Consider the following 19231-nt stretch of genomic DNA (forward strand, 5'->3'; position numbering starts at 1 on the left):
CTACACTAAAATTAATGTAGTCCCCATCTGAAATTTGGGGTAAATCGGGATATGTTGTTTGCGCGATCTTTGGGACCACCGGAAAAATCCTTTGTATCAGGCTTTTGGCCGCTTACAAGTACAGTTTCGCACCAGATTTATAAAGCTTCAAGATTGACCAGTCATAGCTATCAGCACTGCCGTAATTGTTACCCTAAAATTTTCGGTATCCATTTATGAAAAAAGGTTTGTTCTTTTTCAGCCTGCTCTTTAGTCTGCTGCTGATGGCGCCTGTAATACTGTCATCCCGCATGTTTTATGGGCATGAAACGCCGGTAGAACGAAAGCTGGAGGCGCATTTGCTGGTTAATAACCGGGCGTATAAATGTTGGGCTCCATTATCTGGCACAGGTCTACAGCAGGCATTGGTAATGGCTTCTCATCGTCAGCTTAATAATCGTTCTGTTCCGGAAGCGTTACCTGCTACGGATTTCAATCATAAAAAGACATTGCTGCACAATGATTTAAATGGAATATCGCCGCACAAAGTGATGCCTGCACCAATTACGTTGCCGCAGTAGTCAATAATTGATCAGACGTTTTTACTGACCTCCTCTGTTACTTGTTCTGGATTTGCTTTGACCGTTTTGTAAGCCTGCTTTGCCTGATGTACTGAACCTATGTTTTTATTTTTTGCTATACACCTAAAACGAGCGATGTTTAAAAAAATTACACTTTTAAGTTGCCTGCTGTTTCTATGCATAGCGGCGAATGCCGGATATATTCCGGTAGCCCTCACCGGCTTTAATGCAGATATTGTCGCAGACGGTATTGGCTCGGCGTCTGGTTCTACCACTGCCGATGTGGATGGCGCCGGTTACGCGTTTACTGCCCAGGATTTTCAGGCAACTGCTACGACGGCGTTGCCAACTTATTATTTACCCAGCTCATTGTCTGTCACCAGCTTGCTTAGTCCTGGTCTCAACTTTCAGCTGATGCCTTATAGCGGTAATAACTCACTGCGGCTGGCGTCTGGTGGCTCGGGTACGCTGACAGTAACCACACCGGTTGCAGGCGCTGAAATCTGTTTGCTTGGAACCGCCGGGAGTACAGGTGGAACTACCACTCAGTCTACCGCAAATATCACCATTACCTTTACGGATGCCACCACACAGGTATTCTCCAATGTTGGTTATTACGATTGGTATGAACAAGATGCAACGGCAAGTGTTGCGGGAGTTGGTCGTGTTTTAATATCGACCAATGTACTTAGCGGTTCTACAACAGATCCACATCTTTTTGAATTGAAACTGGCGTTGAATAGCAGCAATTATTCCAAACAGATCGCAAGTATTTCCGTTGTGAGATCTTCTACCAACGGCGTGATGCATGTGATGGCTATGGCTGTGAAAACACTCTGTACGGCACCTACAGCGCAGCCTTCGGGTTTGAATCTGACAGCTTCCGCCAGTAGCATTAACTTGTCTTATACGGCCGCTTCACCGGCACCGGATAAATATCTGATTGTTCGTACAAGTGGTGCGCCGCTCAATACAACTCCGGTTGACGGAACTACTTATGCTGCGGGAAATACACTGGGTAACGGAACTGTTGTTTACATCGGTAGTAATACCTCTTTTCTTAATACAGGTCTGACCGGAAGTACTTCCTATACGTACACTGTTTATTCGGTTAATGATGTTTGCGGCGGCGGTCCGCTGTATCTTGCTACAACTCCGTTAACGGGCACAGCGACTACTTTAGCGCCATCGGTTTATACCTGGAACGGTAGTGTCAGTACAGACTATCAGGTAGCCGGCAACTGGACGCCCAACCGGGTATTGCCAGATGTAACGGACATTCTTCAGTTCAATAATGGTGTTATAGACACCGTAAAAAATATTCCGGCGCAAACTATTCGCGGATTATTGTTCACGAATAATACAACCGCTGTGTTTCAGGCACCGGCAGCAGCTACATTGACTTTAGCTTCTGATAATGATGCCACAACTAATGAGTTAAATATCGCAGCAGGATCATCGTTAATCAACAACAGTACTACTGCAGCATTGACCATCGCTTTTAGTGGTACCGGTGCTACTGGTAAAATCGCCGGTACGCTGGAAATTGCAAACACTGCTTCTATTGGCAACGTGATGAACTTTACCAATGCAATAGATACCGTTACAGCTACCGGTACTTTTGCCGCAGGTGGTATTGCCGCGGGAACTATTACCAGTACAACGGCCAATCTGATAATTTTGGGTACTTATCTCCATAAATATTCTTCCGTTGCAGGAATGATTCCGGTAGCAACCTGGGGCGTTGGTTCTACGGTTAAGATTGCCGGACTCACCACCGCAACTACAGCGCCAACGAATACAGCACAGACTTTTTACAATTTTACATATGCCAGTCCCCTACAAACCAACAACACAGTCTGGGCGACCGTTCCCACAGCGATTAATGGTACACTGACGGTAGATACCACAGGTACTGCTGAATGGCAATGGTCGTCCACAGCGAGCCCAACGATTAATAATTTCGTTCAGACCAAAGGTAAATTCAGCATCGGTACCAGCACTGTTGCAAAAACTGTAACGATTCTCGGTAATGTGAATCAGACAAAAGGTATTTTACGCGTAAGCGGTACCGGTGCGGTGACGCTGAATTTTAATGGAACTGGTGGTACACAGAATGCAAGTTTTGTGGACTCAGCAATCAATGGTCCGGTTATTTATCAGGTGTCTAACGGCGGAGGTATCAACCTTACCGGAACGGGTTTGCTGACTACCACACCTAATTTTAAAATCAACAGCAGTGGTGGTGTTCGCATTTCAAATACGAATGCCAATCCGATCAACACTACGCTGGCATTGACTTATGCAGCTACTGGTACTACCTTGACTTATGACACTGCCGGCTCTATAACAGCAACAGCTGCTGTATGGCCAGCTACAAATGGTCCGTTTAACGTAGTACTTAACCTCGGAAATAATTTCCGAAAACTGACCATTCCAACGGCATTTGCCAGTCGTACCATTGGTGGTACGCTGACGATGACTGCCGGCGATATTGACCTCAGCAGCAACACACTTACACTGGGAACCTCAGCAACAGCAGCCGGCGCTTTATCTTATGCAGGAGGAACGATCCGCATTACAACAGGTTCGCTGGTTCGCTGGTATGGCACAACCGGCTTGCCGACAACTGCGGTTGTGACTGGTACTGCAGCTGGTTTTTATCCGATTTCCTACCAGGGTGTCAATCGTTTTGCTTCTATTTATTTTAGCGCTTCAACTGCTCTTTCAACGGGCGGAAGTATTGCTGTAGGGCACAATTCATTGAGTGGTCTCACAACAATTACACCTGTTCTGGATGGTACTTATTCTATCGATAAAAGAACAAATGCATTCTGGACAGTTACTACGCCAAGTGTGCCAGTAGCTACCGGAACGATTAGCATGAGCCTTACAGGTACAGGCTTGTTTAACGCGATCACGCCTGCAAATTTGCGCCTGATGCAAAGCAGTTCTATTGCAGGGAATTATGTTGCGGGTTCCGGCATGACTGTGGTGCGCACTGGTCTTTCTGTGGCGCAGCTTACTAATAGCCATTATATTGGTGCCAACGCTGCTGATATTGAAGGCGTATACATTGCTGTAAATACAGGCAACTGGAGTGCAGGTACTACATGGGATATCGGCATAGCACCAACAAATGCCAATATCGCTTACATCAATCCTGGTGTTACAGTTACAGTGGACGCGGCAACGAATGCTGCAAAATCATTGACTATTCTTAGTGGCGGTACGCTGCAGGCAAATGCAAATACACTGACTATCGATAGTGCAATCACTAATAGCGGCACGTTGAGCCTTGGTGGTACAGGTACTGTAAATCTTGGTCCTGCCGGTGGCAGTAATAAACCATTTACAAGCACCGGTACGCTGAATGTAAACGGTGGTACGCTGAATATAAACGGTAATATGGTGCTCGCCGCGGGATCTGTATTTAATCAGACTGCGGGAAATGTGAATGTAGATGGCAACGCAGGTGGCAATCCTGCAACCAGTGTGCCTTCCGGAACTGTAATAGCGAGCTGGCAAACAAACCAGTTGAATCTCACTGGTGGTACATTTACAGTCGTGGATCCGCATGTTGGCACTGCTGCTACTTTGACGCGAGCGTTTGAATACAACACAACACTTGGTTACACGAATCTTGCTCCTACACATACTTTTGCTTTTGGTAACGGTGTCTCTACAGATACGAGTGCCAATGTTGCCGGCTTCCGTTTTAATCTGGCTCAGGCTTCGACAACCAGTCGCCTGGCGCTCGGTAATCTGGTCATCAATACGGGAAGTGCGAACAATCGCGTTGTCAGCGTCGGCAACGCGATCAGTATGCTTGGCAATATGATCATTACCAGCGGGGAATTCCGCAGTATGTCCACGCCGGCAATCACTTATCTGAATGGTAATCTCACCGTAGCTGCAAATGGTATTTTCACCTGCGATCAGCCATTGTATTTTGCAAGTTATCAGAATGCGACTATCAGTGATGCAACGGGCGGCCAGACTGTAAGTGGTGCGGGTACATTCCGCAACGGGGCAACAAGTCCGACTGCTTTCTTCTCTAGTTTAACGCTGCGCAATGGCACAGGTGTTACGTTCAACATCGGCAATGCTATTACATTCTCCGGTACTACAACTTTTGTGGCCGCAACAGCAATTAATGCGGGTCCTTCCCGGATTTTTATGCCGGCAAATGCGTCGCTGGTGATGATATCTGGTGGCGTAATTACGGGCTATAGTCAGGCGAATGGCTGGGTAGCAGGTCGTTTTCAACGCATCGTTCCTACGGGTACGTTTGCAAGTCTCTTCCCGATCGGTGACTCCAGTTATTATGCACCGGTACAATTTAATTCCGGTACAGTAACAACTGCCGGTGATATGTGGGCGAGTACAACTAAATTGGATCATCCGAATATTAATACTTCTGGTATCAATCCAACGAAGAGCGTGAACCGTTATTATACCGTACAGCCGATTAACGGTACTACTTTCAACGCTACCGGCGCAGCTATGACGCTCAACTGGAATGCTGCGGACGTGGACGCGATTGCCACGCCAGCAAATTTTGTGGCAGGTAATTACCAGCCTTCCACATGGACTTATCCAACGGTTGCTTCACCGGCTGCTACCAGTATTAAAGTTTCAGGCCTCACATTTGCTACTGGCAATGATTTTGCTGTGGGTGAACAATGTGCGCCGATCAATATTACTACGCAACCTTTAACACATACGGCTTGCATTGGTAGCCCGGATACGTTCCGTGTGATCCTTACAGATTCTTCAAGTGCTAATTATCAATGGAAAAAAGCAGGAGTAAATATTCCGGGTGCGACAAATGGAACTTATGTGATTCCTGTTGTTGCTGCGGGTGATGCAGGAGTATACAGTGTGAGCGTGGGCAGCAACTGTCCGACAGTAACGGGCGTTACATCAGCGAATGCAACATTGTCACTCAATCTGCCGGCGACTATTACAACGCAGCCTGTATCTCAGACACTTTGTGAAAATAGTCCTGTAACGTTTTCTGTTGCAGCAACGGGTACAGGTCCGCTGACTTATCAATGGCAGAAGAATGGGGCGAATATCTCGGGTGCCACTGCTACATCTTATACAATGGCGGCTATTTCTGCTGCCGATGCAGGAAACTATACCGTAATCGTAGGTGGCGTGAGCCCTTGCGGTACTACTGTTTCAAATACCGCGACACTTACTGTTCAATCATTACCGCTGAATATTGTCGCTACATCCTCTACAAGTTTTTGCGCTGGGGGCAGCGTATTACTCAAAGCGAGCTCGGTGCCGGGCCTTACTTATGTATGGAAAAACAATGGTACAGCTATGGTACCTCCGGCAACTGACTCTGCTTATACTGCTTCTACTTCAGGAAGCTACACAGTAACAATTACCAATACAGCAAACGGCTGTTCGGGAACATCCAATGCTATTGTAGTAAATGCAAGTGGTGCGCCTACATCTACAATTAATCCAGCCGGCGCTGTCGCGATCTGCTCGGGTAGTGGTGTTGTATTGCATGGACTGAATACTGCGGGTCTTACTTACGAGTGGAGTCTCGGTGGCAATGTTATTACGGGTGCCACAGATTCTGTCTATACCGCCACAACAGCAGGTAATTACACACTTAAAATTTCAATTGGTGCAGGATGTTCTAATACTTCTGTTGCTACAACGGTTAGTATGAATCCATTGCCAAATGCAACAGTTACTCCTGGCGGCGCCACTACATTCTGTCAGGGAGGAAACGTTTCACTTTGTGTTCCGTCAACAGCTGGTTATACTTATCAGTGGAAATTAAACACAAACAATATTGCAGGTGCAACGAATGCTTGTTATACCGCAAATGCTTCTGGCAATTATACGGCGGTCGTTACAAATACGGCTACAGGCTGTGTGGCAACTTCGTCTGGTACCACCACTACCGTAAATCCATTGCCGGTGGTGACCATTATTTCTGGTAGCGCAAATACTTTCTGCGCAGGTGGTAGCGTAGTGCTGAAAGCTAATCCAGCAAGCGGTCTTAGCTATATATGGAAATTAAACGGAACAGCTATTGTTCCTGCAGCTACCGATACGGTTTATACAGCAACTGCAAGTGGTGCTTACACGGTGACTGCAACGAATAGTAATGGTTGTGCCGGAACTTCTGCTGCTACAAATGTGACAGCAAATCCGCTGCCGAATGTTACTATCACTCCATCCAACAGTACTACCATTTGCCAGGGGCAAACAACTAATCTCTGTGTGCCATCAGGTGTTAGTCAGACTTATGTGTGGAAACAAAATGGTACTAACATTGCCGGCGCAACTACCACTTGTTATACAGCATCAGCCGCCGGAATTTATACGGTGACTGTAACCAACACCGCAACCACTTGTACCGCAACATCTGCACAGACGACAATTGTTGTCAATCCGCTGCCGACAGCTACCGCAACATTGTTGAGTGCCACAGCAGGTGGTTGTACCGGCGATACAGTCTGGATGACTGGTAACACGGACCCAACGATTGTGTCTCGCTTATGGAGCAAAAACGGTACCGCAATTAATCCACCGGCAACAGCCGTTGCTTTGGGTGCGACTTCCAGCGGATTGTATACCGTGACAAATACAAATAATCTCGGTTGTAGTGCCGTATCTGCTCCAATAAATGTTTCGATTAATCCGAAACCGGATGCAATGATCTCCTACACAACGCCGGTTACTTTTTGTGAAGGTGGGGCAGTAGTGCTGAATGCGGTAACAGCAACGGGTACTAGCTACCAATGGCAAAATAACGCAACACCTGTTGCCGGTGCTACAGATAATTATTTTGTAGCGGACCACAATGGTAGTTATTCGGTTACAGTGACCAACAGTTTTGGTTGCTCTGAAACCTCTAATCCGCCGGTACTCGTTGTCGTAAATCCGCTGCCGGTGCCTGTTATTACGGTCAGTGGCAATACGCTTACAACGGGCAGTTATGCAAGTTATCAATGGTATCTCAACAGTACACCGATCAACGGCGCGACATCGCAGAGCTACACATTTACGCAGAATGGCGGTTATCTGGTTCGCGTAACTGATGTGTTGAATTGTACCAATTATTCTTTGCTGAGTTTTGTCAATAACGTGGGTGTGAAAAACATTCTTGTTCATGCTTCAGATATTAGTGTATATCCAAATCCTGCACAAAATGTGGTAAATATCGACGCACCTGTCAAAGTCAATATTGTGTTACGTGATTTGCTGGGACAAACATTGCTGTCGCAAAAAGCGGTTACTAGAATATACCTCAGCGATATTCCTGCAGGTTTGTATTTAATGCAGATATCGGATGAAAACGGAATAATTGTGAAGACCGAGAAAATAACGAAACAGTAGTGGTTTCAGCCTCTGAGTAGCAAGCCGGATACATTAGTATCCGGCTTTTTTTATTTTAAATCATTTCCAGTTTCGTCTCCTTTCTCATTTCGGAATTTCAACGCTGGCATAGTTTTCATGCAGGAATAAAAGTTAATTCGCCGACGACTATTTGAAGAACCGGAAGAGATTACACCGGCCTGTGTATTTCTTGCATCGCAGCAATGATCTGGTTATATCATGGGTGAAGTGTTGCCTGTTGTTGATGATTATTCGGGGAATTAAATTCAAAAGCCAAAATCAAAAGGGGACAACTGTCAATTGTCAACTGCGGAAAAAATGTTTAAGCTATACGAGGAAATATTTAAGGAGGGGCGGTATCCCGTGCTGGTACAGAATCTGGCGCTTTTTGTTGTGCCCCTGATAGCAGGCATACTGTTGCGTTATTTGTTGTCATGGCTGGCAAAAAGAAGAGCAAAGAAAACAGCAGCATACTCGTTCTTCAGGTCGATGATCACGTATCTGGCCCGTCCTGTGACGATTTGGCTGCCGTTGCTATTTATTAAAATCTCTTTACCGGAAATGGTTCTGTCACCGAAATGGATGACTAGCCTCGATAAAACCCTGGACATTGCACTCACGGTTACATTTGCGTGGGTGTTGATTAATATCGTTAATGTCGGCGGAACTTATTTATTCAATCGTTATGATCTTTCTAAAAAAGATAATATCCGTGAGCGGAAAGTCAGAACCCAATTGCTCGTTATACAACGAATCGTTTCAGGCGCCATTATTTTTATAACCATTGCGTTTGTGTTGTTGAGTTTTGATGGGGTGAAAAAAATCGGTGCCGGTCTGCTTACCGGGGTTGGTATTGGCGGTATTATTGTTGGTTTTGCAGCGCAGCGTTCTTTGGGGAATCTCTTTGCAGGATTACATATTGCATTCACACAACCTATCCGTATCGACGATGTTTTAATTGTTGAAGGGCAGTATGGCAACGTGGAAGAAATAACATTGAGTTATGTTGTACTGCGTATCTGGGATAGTCGGAGACTCATTCTGCCTATTACTTATTTTCTTGAAAAACCTTTTGAAAACTGGACAAGGACAGGATCTGAATTATTGACCACAGTGTTCATCTTTATGGATTATACCGTGCCGGTAACCGCGGTTCGCGATGAACTTACCAGATTACTAAACGCCAATCAGACCTGGAATAAAAAAGTAAACACGTTGGTCGTTTCTGATGCGCGTGAACATGCCATTCAACTCCGCGCACTGATCAGCGCAGATAATTCGGGAAACGCCGCCGAACTTCAATTCTATGTTCGCGAAGGGCTGATCTCATTTGTTCAAAAGAACTATCCCGATGCATTGCCCAAGACGAGGGTGGTAATGGAAAAAGTTGATACGTCGAGTGGTTAGTTAATTGGTTGGTTGGTTAAATGGGTAATGTGGGAATGTAATAAATATCATGGGAATGTGTAGCGCTCGTTTGAAGAAATGCCAGCTGGTCTAAAAGAAAACAGCCCGCTGGATTTGAGAGCAGCGAGCCATTTGTTGTAGAATTGAGCCGCGAATATATTGCACCGTAAAGCCCGTTTTTATCCCAGTTTTTTGGGAAATTTCTGAGATCAGCTTCTGTCAGATCATCCTTTCAACGCCCGGCACTAATTATCTTTACACATCATGAAACGTTTCTCTACCGCCATCACCGTATTGCTAATGGTTATAGCCGCCAGCTGTAGCTCTTCAAAAAAGCAGGCTTATGACTATACCAGAAATTACAAGCCGGCTGACAAACAACTCTACGATACCATCGTACAGCAGGATAGCATCTTCTTCGACGCCTACAATACCTGCGGCACCAATCTGGACAAGTACGCCAGTTTCTATTCGGAAAACATAGAATTTTATCACGATCAGGGTGGCTTGATGACCTCCAAACAGGATATTGTTGAAGCGACAAAAAGAAATATCTGTGGCAAAGTAACCCGTGAATTAGTCGCCGGCAGCATTGAAGTATATCCTATCAAAGATTACGGTGCAGTAGAGGTAGGACTGCATAAATTTCACAATAATCAGGAGCCGGATGCACCCTCCAAACCGGGCCGTTTTATGATTATGTGGAAACATGAAAACAGTGTCTGGCTAATCACAAGAGTAGTGAGTTTACACTAGTCGGTTTGCGGTGCGATGACAAAAGTTAGGTATAAACGGCCGCTTCCGGATGAGTCCGTGGTGGCTTAAAACGGATAGCCGATCGCGATATTCAGAATCAGATTCTGATCACGCCAGTCGCTGTCATACGGGGAAATTTGTTTTATCACCCAGCCGCCGTTTTCGGCAACATATGGTTTCTTGAGCGGGAAAGCGAGATCAAAACGGATCACAAAGAAGCCGCCGATATCTACACGGGCGCCGGCTCCGGTACTCATCGCAATATCATGACCAAAGGTTTTCCATTCCAGATTGCCATTTGGATATTCACTTGATTTTTGCGCCAGCCAGATGTTACCTGCGTCCGCAAAGAATGCGCCGTTCAACTTCATAGCGCCGGAAAACAGCTGCACAATCGGGAAGCGGTATTCCGCGTTCATCTCCAGTTTTATATCACCCGTACGGTCAATATAGTTGGTCGTAGAATCGGGTGGTGTCGCGCCCGGACCAAGACTGCGCACGCGCCAGCCACGGATACTGTACGCGCCGCCCACAAAGTACTGTTTGATATACGGCAGTGTGCTCGATTTATCATACGGTAAACCGATACCGCCATAAAAACGCACTGCAGCAACCGATTTGCGAACATTGATAAAACGACGAAGGTCAAAATCAAATTTTACGTATTGCGCATACTGATTAATGCTGTATAAATTATTGAGCGCCTGTCCCAGGCCATGCACCGCACTTAAAACCGTACCCGCTTCTTCAAGGCCCAGATTTACGTACGAATAGCCGAATTTCGCGGCACGTGTATTCGGATTGGTGAACGTAAAAGAAACATTCTCACCCTCAATAAAGTTTTCCTTATAACTGTTGCGCAAGAAGTCGTTTTCATCCATTCGTTTCTGGAACGAATCAGCAACGCGCGGTAGCCGCTGTATATTGATAAACGCCGGAGAAATATTCCAGGTTTTGGTTGGCGTTTCCCGCCACGCGTATGAAAGGCTGGCAGCTGTATTGGTTAGTGTAAAATAATCGACACGGTCCAGCAGGTTAAAGCCTGCACCAAAGATCGTACGAGGCAGATTCGCATTGTCGTTTCGTGTCGGGCGGAACGGCACAAGGAATTTTGGCATGTCGAGGCTGGTATTAAAACCAACATTCTTTGACAGCAAATAAAAATGTTCGAAGATATTATCTCCACGGCTTGGGTAGTAGGCACTTTCAATACCGCCATTTATACTCGTGGAAAGCAGGTTGGCTCCGTGAGCCAGGTTATGATCCCGGAAAGACACGATCAGCGCCCCACCCAGTGAATAGGTAGACCCATTGGATACCTCGAAATTCGTCGTGAAATCATGTTTTTTGGACGGCGTCATTACAATCACAACGCGAAGTGCGTGCTGGTCGTGTACCGCGGTGTCATCTCTACGGTAAATCCTTACTGTTTGGAAAACACCGAGTTCATTGAGCTTCGTGATAGTCTGGCTGTAATTGCTCTGCGAATAAACTTCTCCTTTATTGAGATAAATATGCCGGGCCACTACCTCGTCATGTACATAGTGACGGTGATAGCGAAACTTGATTCCGTTGTACTCCGATTCCTCCAAAGTCGAATCCCTGAAATCGTCAGAGCTCAGATTGTCCGGGTACACCATCACGTTACTGATGACATATTTAAAATAGGCCGAGGAATCATCATCTGCACGCACGACAATTTTTACATCCAGCGTCGGACGTTTTTGCTGTTTTTGCAATGCCAGAAAATTGATCGCTGTTTCAAACGGATTTTCTGCATTCCTGAAATAGTTTTTATTCATTGTGTCCAATACAAACGAGATATTGGACTGTGAAAATTTATAGTAGCCGAGATCCTGCAGATTGTTTGTAATACGGCTCATTTCTTCATCCAGCAGCCCCATTGAGAAATCGGTTCCTTTTTTCAGATAGGTTTCATCACCCATTTTTTCTATATCCCTCCGGATGACCGAATCGTCTACATCGTATTTAATCGCATTGATCAGGTAGTTCGTGCCGGTTTCAATATTATAAGTGACGTAGGCCTTTTTATTCTTCTTCACCACTGTGTCGCGCACTTTCGCGTAAAAGAAACCCTGGTTAAACAGAAAGCTTTTCAGGTTTTGTTCTGTACGGCGCTGCAGTACACTATCGTAAACGACCGGTTTTTCTACTGTTTTTGATTTGATCTGGTAATTGGCCGTATCGCGCTGATATTTATCGTAACGGCTGTTGTAAAGCCATAATTTGAATGGAAACACGCCAAATGAATAGCTGTTTGGCTTTTGAACCACCAGAGAATTGAGCTGGTCATTAAATTCGCCGCGTTTAGTTACCGGCACATCCGACTTGACTTTCAGTGTGTTTTTACGCAGCAGATATTGCCCTTCGCCAATGTGTTTGGTGCTGTCACAGGCGCTGAACAACACTGCCATCAGCAACAAATACAAAGTCTGTCGAAAAAATATACGTGACGTTCTGCTACAATTCATGAATCGGTTATCGGCAATTAGTATAGTTTTGTTCTGATGTTATCCAAATCGCAAGTCAAATATATTCGTTCTTTGGGACAGCAAAAATACCGCAAAGAACATAATGTGTACCTGGCCGAAGGCGAAAAGCTGGCGGAAGAGTGGTTGCAAAGTAATGCGGTCATAAAAATGATTGTTGCAGAAGAGCCCTGGATAGACGCCAATCAGGCGCTGATCCGCCGTCATCCTGACGCAGAACTGCTGATCGCGAAGTCTTCTGATCTGGAATCAATATCGTTGTTGCAAACGCCTAATAAGGTTTTGCTGGTGGTAGAAACGCCAAAAGAAAAAGCAAAATTGCCGCAAAGTGGTTGGTGTATTGCATTAGATACTATCCAGGACCCGGGAAATATGGGTACAATTATCCGTATCGCCGACTGGTTTGGCATTACCGACATTGTTTGTTCGCACGATTGTGTAGAGGCTTTTAACCCCAAAGTAGTACAGTCTGGTATGGGTGGACACTTGCGGGTAAATATTCATAAGACTGATCTGGACGGGTATCTGAGCCAGACAAAAATGCCCGTTTTTGCCGCCATTCTCGAAGGAACAGATGTATATGATATGCCGCGTAATGAAAATGGCATTCTTTTGATCGGCAATGAATCAAAAGGTATACATCCACAATTAATTGCCAAAGCAAGTCATAAAGTGACAATTCCAAGAAAGGGCGGAGCAGAATCGCTGAATGCCGGCGTATCTGCAGGTATATTGTGCGCGTTGTTGTTGCCGAGGTAAATTAAAAAGTCAAAAGTCAAAAGCTCAAAGTTGGAGGGGGGTATCTCGCTGCGGCACGACGTTTTTATCTGCGTTACCCGCGTTTGTCATGTTGACGAAGGATACATCCCACGAAATAGGAGTGTTAAGACTTAGCGTCTTGGCTTCTTGTGCATCTTTGCGGGAAATCCACTCGCGTTTATCATTTATCCGTGGAAGCCCGTGCGTTAACAAAAGTCTAAAATCCCGTCATTTTGCGGTCGGAAAGCCATATTTATTTTACCTTTTACGAAATACCAAGTCAAAGGCTAAGAATTACAAGTATATGAAACGCATCCTTTTTACAGCGCTTTTTTCACTGTCTGCACTGCCCGAAATATGGGCACAGTCGGACCACAGTGCGCTGAAAGTTGTGCTCAACGACGGATCTCCTTTAGTCGTTACACTTGACGACCGACGTTACAATAAACATGGAGTTTCACTCACCATTGGTGATTTGCCGCCCGGCAAACACTATGTAAAAGTTTACGCATACACGCCATATAAAAGCAAGCAGGGAGGAAACGCAGAATTAGTTTTTTCGGGAAAGATCAAGATCAAAGCAGGTACAATGGCCTATGCAGTCGTTGACCCTTCAAAGCAGACGCTCAGTCTCAGCGAAAGCCCGTTAACCGCACAGAATTATAATCCGCCGCCTGCACAGCCATCTCATAATACCTTTACCGAAGGTGATCGCTCAGCGGTAACCAGCAGCGCAGCGCCCGCGGAAAATGTCAATCGTGCGCCTGTTCCGCATTACGATCTTTCGTCTATGGATTTTGCCAACGTGAAGAAAGCAGCCGGCGAGCAGGAAACAGACTCCAAGAAACTGACAACAATGCAAACCGCATTGGGCGAGCATACTTATTCAACTGATCAGGTCAAAGAAATGATGGGTTGGTTCAGTTTTGATGATACGCGCGTCGCCTTTGCCAAATGGTGTTATCCACATGTGGTCGATAAAGCTAATTACGGAGAATTGTCCTCCGTTTTCAGTTTCGACAATACCCGTAATGATTTTGATAATTTTATGAAGAGCCAGAAGTAACGGGCTTGATACAATAATTGAAAGGGCAGGTGCAATCGCATTTGCCCTTTTTTGCTATTTTACAGTTGTAATAGAATTTATATTTTACAACTGTAATAAATAAAATACGCACACACTTTTTTAATTGTGCGAGTCACCGAACCCGCAAAGAACACTTTTGAAATTTAGCGCACCCAATTAACTCTAAAACCTTATTTATGAAGTACAGAATCGTTTGTACACTTGCCATTTTATTGGCGGCGCAGTTTGGCTTTGCGCAATCTTCCGTATTAGACAGCAGCTTTGGCCAAAACGGAATGATATTTACCCACATGGCGCATTTTCACGTAAACAGTACTGATATGGTCCGTGATACCAACGGAAGGTTGATAATGACCGGCTATCGGGTTGATTCTACTATTGTAAATCCGCATAAGCATGCATTCATCAGAGGGTATACAACTGCTGGGTTATTAGATTCTTCGTTTGGCGCTTACGGTATAGTTGAAGACATTAATACAAGTGCCGGAGATTATTATAATACGGTCGCCATTCAGGCCGATCAGAAAATTATTGCCGGGGGAGCATTCATAGATGTAAATCAGCCTTTAAAAAAGTGGCTGCTTTGCAGATACAACACTTCGGGCATGCGAGATTCTTCGTTCGGCATAAATGGGTTAGTTACAACGAACGTTGCGGCAATTTCTGAGGTACGCCACATCCTTATTCAGCAAGACGGAAAAATAATTGCGATTGGTGGAGACGAGGCTAGTTACACGCTGGTGCGTTATAATATCGATGGTGGCATCGACAGCAGTTTTGGTAATAACGGATGGGCTTTCCCCATTTATGTAAATGGGGAAAGCGCCCTGTTGCAGCCCGATGGCAAAATATTACTAGGTGGTTATATTACTGACCAGAATAATCACTATGGTTTAGCAATAGAAAGATTTTTGTCCAACGGCAGTGTAGATAGCGCTTTTGGTGTTAATGGCCAGCTCAGCGTTTTTAACGGTTATTCGCTTTGGGCTCAGAAGCTGGCATTAGATTCATCCGGTAGAATTGTGGCGATAGGTACAGCGACCGTTACAGGCGCAAGTCATATGACCGTTTCTGTATTGAGGTTTAATAGTGACGGATCGTCTGATAATAGTTTTCATACACCGTCAATTGTTACAGACGCTAGTTCTGAAGAGTCGGGCGCAGATATATTGATTCAGCCCGATGGGAAAATGATTGCGGCATGCAATAGTGGTTTTTTGCCTCACTATCTGTATCAAAATGTAAATCTGGTTCGTCTGAAAGCAAACGGAGACATCGACAGTGCGGTCGGGCAGAACGGCGTTATCAAAACATATGTGCCACAAAGTCTTTTAATCGCATCCATGCTTCGTCAACCGGATGGTAAGATCGTTTTGACCGGCACAAATTATAGTGAAGATTTCGGTCTTAAGAATGCAGTAATGCTTCGCTACAATCTTGTTGAGTCCGCAATATCTGTCATTTCACCCATTACAGGTATTATTTCGCATGTGAAAATTTACCCGAACCCCGCAAACAATCAGTTTTTCGTAGATCTTAGCAATGTGCAGACTTCATCCGGCTATTGTTTCGAATTGATGGACATAATCGGAAGAATGGTAGCAACAGGCAATTTAAAAACGGGTGTAAACACTATAAATACATCATCATTATCCAACGGACTTTATTTATTGCAGATCACAAATGGCTCAGGAAAAGAGGTGCATAAGATTGTGAAGCAATAAACGTTTTAGCTGAATAAGAAAGCCCGCATCTGATAAGGAGCGGGCTTTTTGATAGTAAAATAATGCGAAGTATAAACGCGAACTCAGATTCACTCTTCTCCAAGTCTCGTCATCGTTTGCTTTGGCCGATTGTTTTGTGATCCTGTGTGAACTACTTTGAGATTTTGACTTTTAACTTTTGACTTTATAAAATGTATTCCCCGTTTCTTTCCGCTTTTACAGGTTCAGGGATAGCACCGTCACCCAGCATTTGCAGCAGATTGATTTCAATTGTACGTGTAATACTGTTTAGCGAAATGCCGGCAGGTTGCAGCTCAAACGGATTCATGATACTCATGCCGTTGATGTGCGTTGTGTGAAATACAAACCCGATGATCCATCCGAAGAAGATAGACGGCCAGCCGATGTGTTCGGAAATCGCCATCGTTACCAGAATTACCAGAATCCATATAAATAGCCGCGTAAAATAAACATAAGTAGTTGGGAACACCGTGTTATTGATTCGTTCCGATTTGCCCATGCTGTCGCAGAAATTAGTGATCATCCCGTTCATCTGCATAAAACGAAATCCGTCCACAACACCTTTCTCTGAAAGCAATTGCAGGTCGGCAGCTTGCAGGTCCAGAATAGCGCTGGGGATATTTGCGTAGCCCGTTACTTTCTTTGCATCTTCATCTGTCAGATATTTTGCAAATTCATCACTCGGTATTTTACGCAATGCAGCTTTCAGCGCATATAGAAAGCCAATATGGCGAAATACCATTTTTCGTTGCAGCTTTTTCAGCTCGGTATCATCAAAAGAAGTGTCCGTATTGCAGTAGGTCAGTATATTTCTTGCCCAGGAGCGTGAATCATTCACCAGCGCACCCCAGATAGTGCGGGCTTCCCACCAGCGACTGTAAGCCTGATTATTATTAAACGCAATGAAAAATGCAATGGCCGTTCCGATCAACGTTGGTAATGTTGCGGGAACCACCATTTTCGGAAGTAGATAAGTGTCGGTAAAATACGCAGCGGTACATAAACCGATCATCAGCAAATCGAGCTTCCAGGTAATCTTAAAAAAACGGTACGTTGTAAGTCCTTGTCTGAGCAGCATTCGTGGAAGGTTTTTGCTTTTTTAAAATTAGCAAAAAACATGCCAAAAATAGTTATGAGTTATGATTGATGAGTTCCCAAACTGAAATCACACAAAAATCAGCGATCAGAAAATGAGCCATCAGCCATCAAAAAAGAAGAGGCCGGCTGAACAGCCGGCCATCCTTTTCTATCAATCAAAAAAACAAAACGTATTAAAAAGTCAAAAGTCAAAAGTATGAGATGTATACACTTCGACTCCGCTCAGTATGACAAAATGTGAGTAACTGTCAATTGTCAACTGTCCATTGTCAATTGGAACTAGTGCATCGCTTCCGACAAATCCACTTTACCACCTTTCTTATTCTGTTTCACCATCAGTACAAACGGAATACAAACCAGGAACAGCACACCAAGATACAGGAACACATCCATGTAAGACTGTACCACTGCCTGTTTGCCTACACTGTAATCCAGCATTTGGTAAGCGCTTTTTAGCGCAACATCCGGTGACATACCTTTGGCAATAAAACTATTCTGCATTGCGTGAACGCGGTTCTGCACATCCGGGTTATTTACCGACAGGTTGCTTACCAGATCAGAGCGGTGTGATACTGTTTTGCGGGCGATAAATGTTGTGATCATCGCCACACCAAACGAACCACCGAGCTGACGCATCATACCGGTAAACGACGCACCCTGACCAATCTGCTGACCTTTCAGTGTAGAGAGCGAAAGCGTTGTAATCGGAATGAAGAGTAGACCAAGACCGACACCACGTACCATCAGCATCCAGAAGAAGGCATCTTTACCTGTGTCTGGCGTAATGATTTTAAAGCCCCAGTAGCTGTAGACGAAGAATATCGCCATACCGATAGCTACCAGGTATTGTTGTGGTACGCCTCGCTGTAGCAGTTGCCCGATGATCGGCATCATAAACGCCGTCATCAGCGAGGCCGGAATCATAAGCATCCCTGCCTGTGTCGCCGTCCAGCCCAGCGTTGATTGTGTGTATAACGGAATGATAAACGTAGAACCGTACAAACCGAAACCGAGAATGAACGATAAGATCGTACCGACTCGCAGGTTATTATTCTTCAATACCCTTAGTTCTACAATTGGATTCTTGTAAGTAAGCTCGCGCCAGATAAAGAAGAAGAAACCAAGTACGGCTACTACAGTTAAGACCACAATTGCCGTGCTGTCAAACCAGTCGTCTTCCTGTCCGCGTTCCAGTACATATTGTAGCGAACCCACAGCTGCCGCCAGCAAACCAATGCCCAGCCAGTCAACCTCATTGATTGCTTTTTTGACACCATATTTAGGACTGCGTACAAACTGAAGCGTCAGCAGGGTAGCGATTACACCAATCGGAATATTAATGTAGAAGATAAACGGCCATGAGAAATTATCTACGATATAACCACCTAATGGCGGGCCGAGTGTTGGGCCTACGATTACCCCGAGACCGTAGATGGCCTGCGCCATACCACGTTTTTCCTGCGGATAACTTTCGGTAATGATTGTCTGAGAAGTTACAAGAAGCGCACCGCCGCCCATACCTTGTATCAGGCGGAAAAATACCAGCTCCCAGATACCATGCGCGTTACCACAAAGGAACGAACAGACGGTAAAAAGCATGATAGAGGCAGCAAAGTAGTTGCGTCGACCAAACTGCTGTGACAGCCAGCTGGTCATTGGTACCACAATTACGTTACCGATGGCGTAGGCCGTAATTACCCAGCCCACTTCGTTCAATGTAGCTCCCAGGTTGCCTTTCATATCGTTGAGCGCCACGTTTACAATCGTGGTATCAACGATTTCCAAAAGCGCACAGAAGATAGCCGTGATCGTAATGATCACCCTCCGTCCGCCATATTCAACCAAAGATTCTTGTTGCATAAATTATTGTTTGGGTGTCAGCGTCTGGCTCCAGATTAAGCTGTTGCGGCGTTGGCACCATTCATCGTATATTTT

Annotated in this window: 10 protein-coding genes; 7 read left to right on the top strand and 3 right to left on the bottom strand. The window is 45.1% G+C overall.

All coding sequences use genetic code 11. From position 1 onward, the window contains the following. Window positions 1-215: 215 nt before the first annotated feature. The 4 genes from DN068_RS01390 to DN068_RS01405 all read left to right on the top strand — a co-directional run bounded on the left by DN068_RS01390 (window position 216) and on the right by DN068_RS01405 (window position 10097). Window positions 216-560: a hypothetical protein gene (locus DN068_RS01390; RefSeq protein ID WP_110997084.1), complete on the top strand. Its 345-nt coding sequence runs from the start codon at window positions 216-218 to the stop codon at window positions 558-560. A 135-nt stretch (window positions 561-695) separates the two neighbouring features. Then, window positions 696-7934: an immunoglobulin domain-containing protein gene (locus DN068_RS01395; RefSeq protein WP_165836246.1), complete on the top strand. Its 7239-nt coding sequence runs from the start codon at window positions 696-698 to the stop codon at window positions 7932-7934. Between the two features lie 318 nt (window positions 7935-8252). Next, a complete protein-coding gene (locus tag DN068_RS01400) occupies window positions 8253-9341 on the top strand; it encodes a mechanosensitive ion channel family protein (RefSeq protein ID WP_110997086.1) in 1089 nt (362 codons plus the stop codon). Between the two features lie 264 nt (window positions 9342-9605). Beyond that, window positions 9606-10097 (top strand): nuclear transport factor 2 family protein, encoded by a 492-nt coding sequence (locus DN068_RS01405; protein ID WP_110997087.1) that lies wholly within the window; start codon window positions 9606-9608, stop codon window positions 10095-10097. 65 nt (window positions 10098-10162) lie between these two features. Here the strand turns inward: DN068_RS01405 and tamL are convergent, their stop codons facing one another. Further along, the gene (gene tamL, locus DN068_RS01410) at window positions 10163-12532 is read right to left on the bottom strand and encodes a translocation and assembly module lipoprotein TamL (RefSeq protein WP_165836247.1); all 2370 of its coding nucleotides are present in this window, start codon (window positions 12530-12532) and stop codon (window positions 10163-10165) included. 93 nt (window positions 12533-12625) lie between these two features. On the opposite strand from tamL, the gene DN068_RS01415 reads away from it, so the two are divergent. The 3 genes from DN068_RS01415 to DN068_RS01425 all read left to right on the top strand — a co-directional run bounded on the left by DN068_RS01415 (window position 12626) and on the right by DN068_RS01425 (window position 16177). Beyond that, window positions 12626-13366, top strand: coding sequence for a TrmH family RNA methyltransferase (locus tag DN068_RS01415; RefSeq protein ID WP_110997089.1), 741 nt, complete (start codon window positions 12626-12628; stop codon window positions 13364-13366). 304 nt (window positions 13367-13670) lie between these two features. Continuing rightward, window positions 13671-14432: a DUF4476 domain-containing protein gene (locus DN068_RS01420; protein WP_165836249.1), complete on the top strand. Its 762-nt coding sequence runs from the start codon at window positions 13671-13673 to the stop codon at window positions 14430-14432. A gap of 197 nt (window positions 14433-14629) precedes the next feature. Continuing rightward, complete coding sequence (locus DN068_RS01425; RefSeq protein WP_110997091.1) at window positions 14630-16177, top strand: T9SS type A sorting domain-containing protein; 1548 nt, start codon at window positions 14630-14632, stop codon at window positions 16175-16177. A gap of 184 nt (window positions 16178-16361) precedes the next feature. On the opposite strand, the gene DN068_RS01430 is transcribed toward DN068_RS01425, so the two are convergent. Then, complete coding sequence (locus tag DN068_RS01430; protein WP_110997092.1) at window positions 16362-17276, bottom strand: bestrophin family protein; 915 nt, start codon at window positions 17274-17276, stop codon at window positions 16362-16364. Window positions 17277-17575: 299 nt separating this feature from the next. Continuing rightward, window positions 17576-19156 carry a DHA2 family efflux MFS transporter permease subunit gene (locus DN068_RS01435; RefSeq protein ID WP_110997093.1) on the bottom strand — a complete coding sequence of 527 codons (1581 nt, stop codon included), beginning with the start codon at window positions 19154-19156 and terminating at the stop codon, window positions 17576-17578. Window positions 19157-19231: the final 75 nt, after the last annotated feature.

The organism is Taibaiella soli (assembly GCF_003236175.1).
Taxonomy (GTDB): Bacteria; Bacteroidota; Bacteroidia; order Chitinophagales; family Chitinophagaceae; genus QKTW01.

What these genes read in the sequence shown, in the direction of transcription:
- DN068_RS01390 (WP_110997084.1), top strand. Translation starts at nt 216, where the DNA reads ATGAAAAAAGGTTTGTTCTTTTTCAGCCTGCTCTTTAGTCTGCTGCTG.
- DN068_RS01395 (WP_165836246.1), top strand. Translation starts at nt 696, where the DNA reads ATGTTTAAAAAAATTACACTTTTAAGTTGCCTGCTGTTTCTATGCATA.
- DN068_RS01400 (WP_110997086.1), top strand. Translation starts at nt 8,253, where the DNA reads ATGTTTAAGCTATACGAGGAAATATTTAAGGAGGGGCGGTATCCCGTG.
- DN068_RS01405 (WP_110997087.1), top strand. Translation starts at nt 9,606, where the DNA reads ATGAAACGTTTCTCTACCGCCATCACCGTATTGCTAATGGTTATAGCC.
- tamL (WP_165836247.1), bottom strand. Translation starts at nt 12,532, where the DNA reads ATGGCAGTGTTGTTCAGCGCCTGTGACAGCACCAAACACATTGGCGAA.
- DN068_RS01415 (WP_110997089.1), top strand. Translation starts at nt 12,626, where the DNA reads ATGTTATCCAAATCGCAAGTCAAATATATTCGTTCTTTGGGACAGCAA.
- DN068_RS01420 (WP_165836249.1), top strand. Translation starts at nt 13,671, where the DNA reads ATGAAACGCATCCTTTTTACAGCGCTTTTTTCACTGTCTGCACTGCCC.
- DN068_RS01425 (WP_110997091.1), top strand. Translation starts at nt 14,630, where the DNA reads ATGAAGTACAGAATCGTTTGTACACTTGCCATTTTATTGGCGGCGCAG.
- DN068_RS01430 (WP_110997092.1), bottom strand. Translation starts at nt 17,276, where the DNA reads ATGCTGCTCAGACAAGGACTTACAACGTACCGTTTTTTTAAGATTACC.
- DN068_RS01435 (WP_110997093.1), bottom strand. Translation starts at nt 19,156, where the DNA reads ATGCAACAAGAATCTTTGGTTGAATATGGCGGACGGAGGGTGATCATT.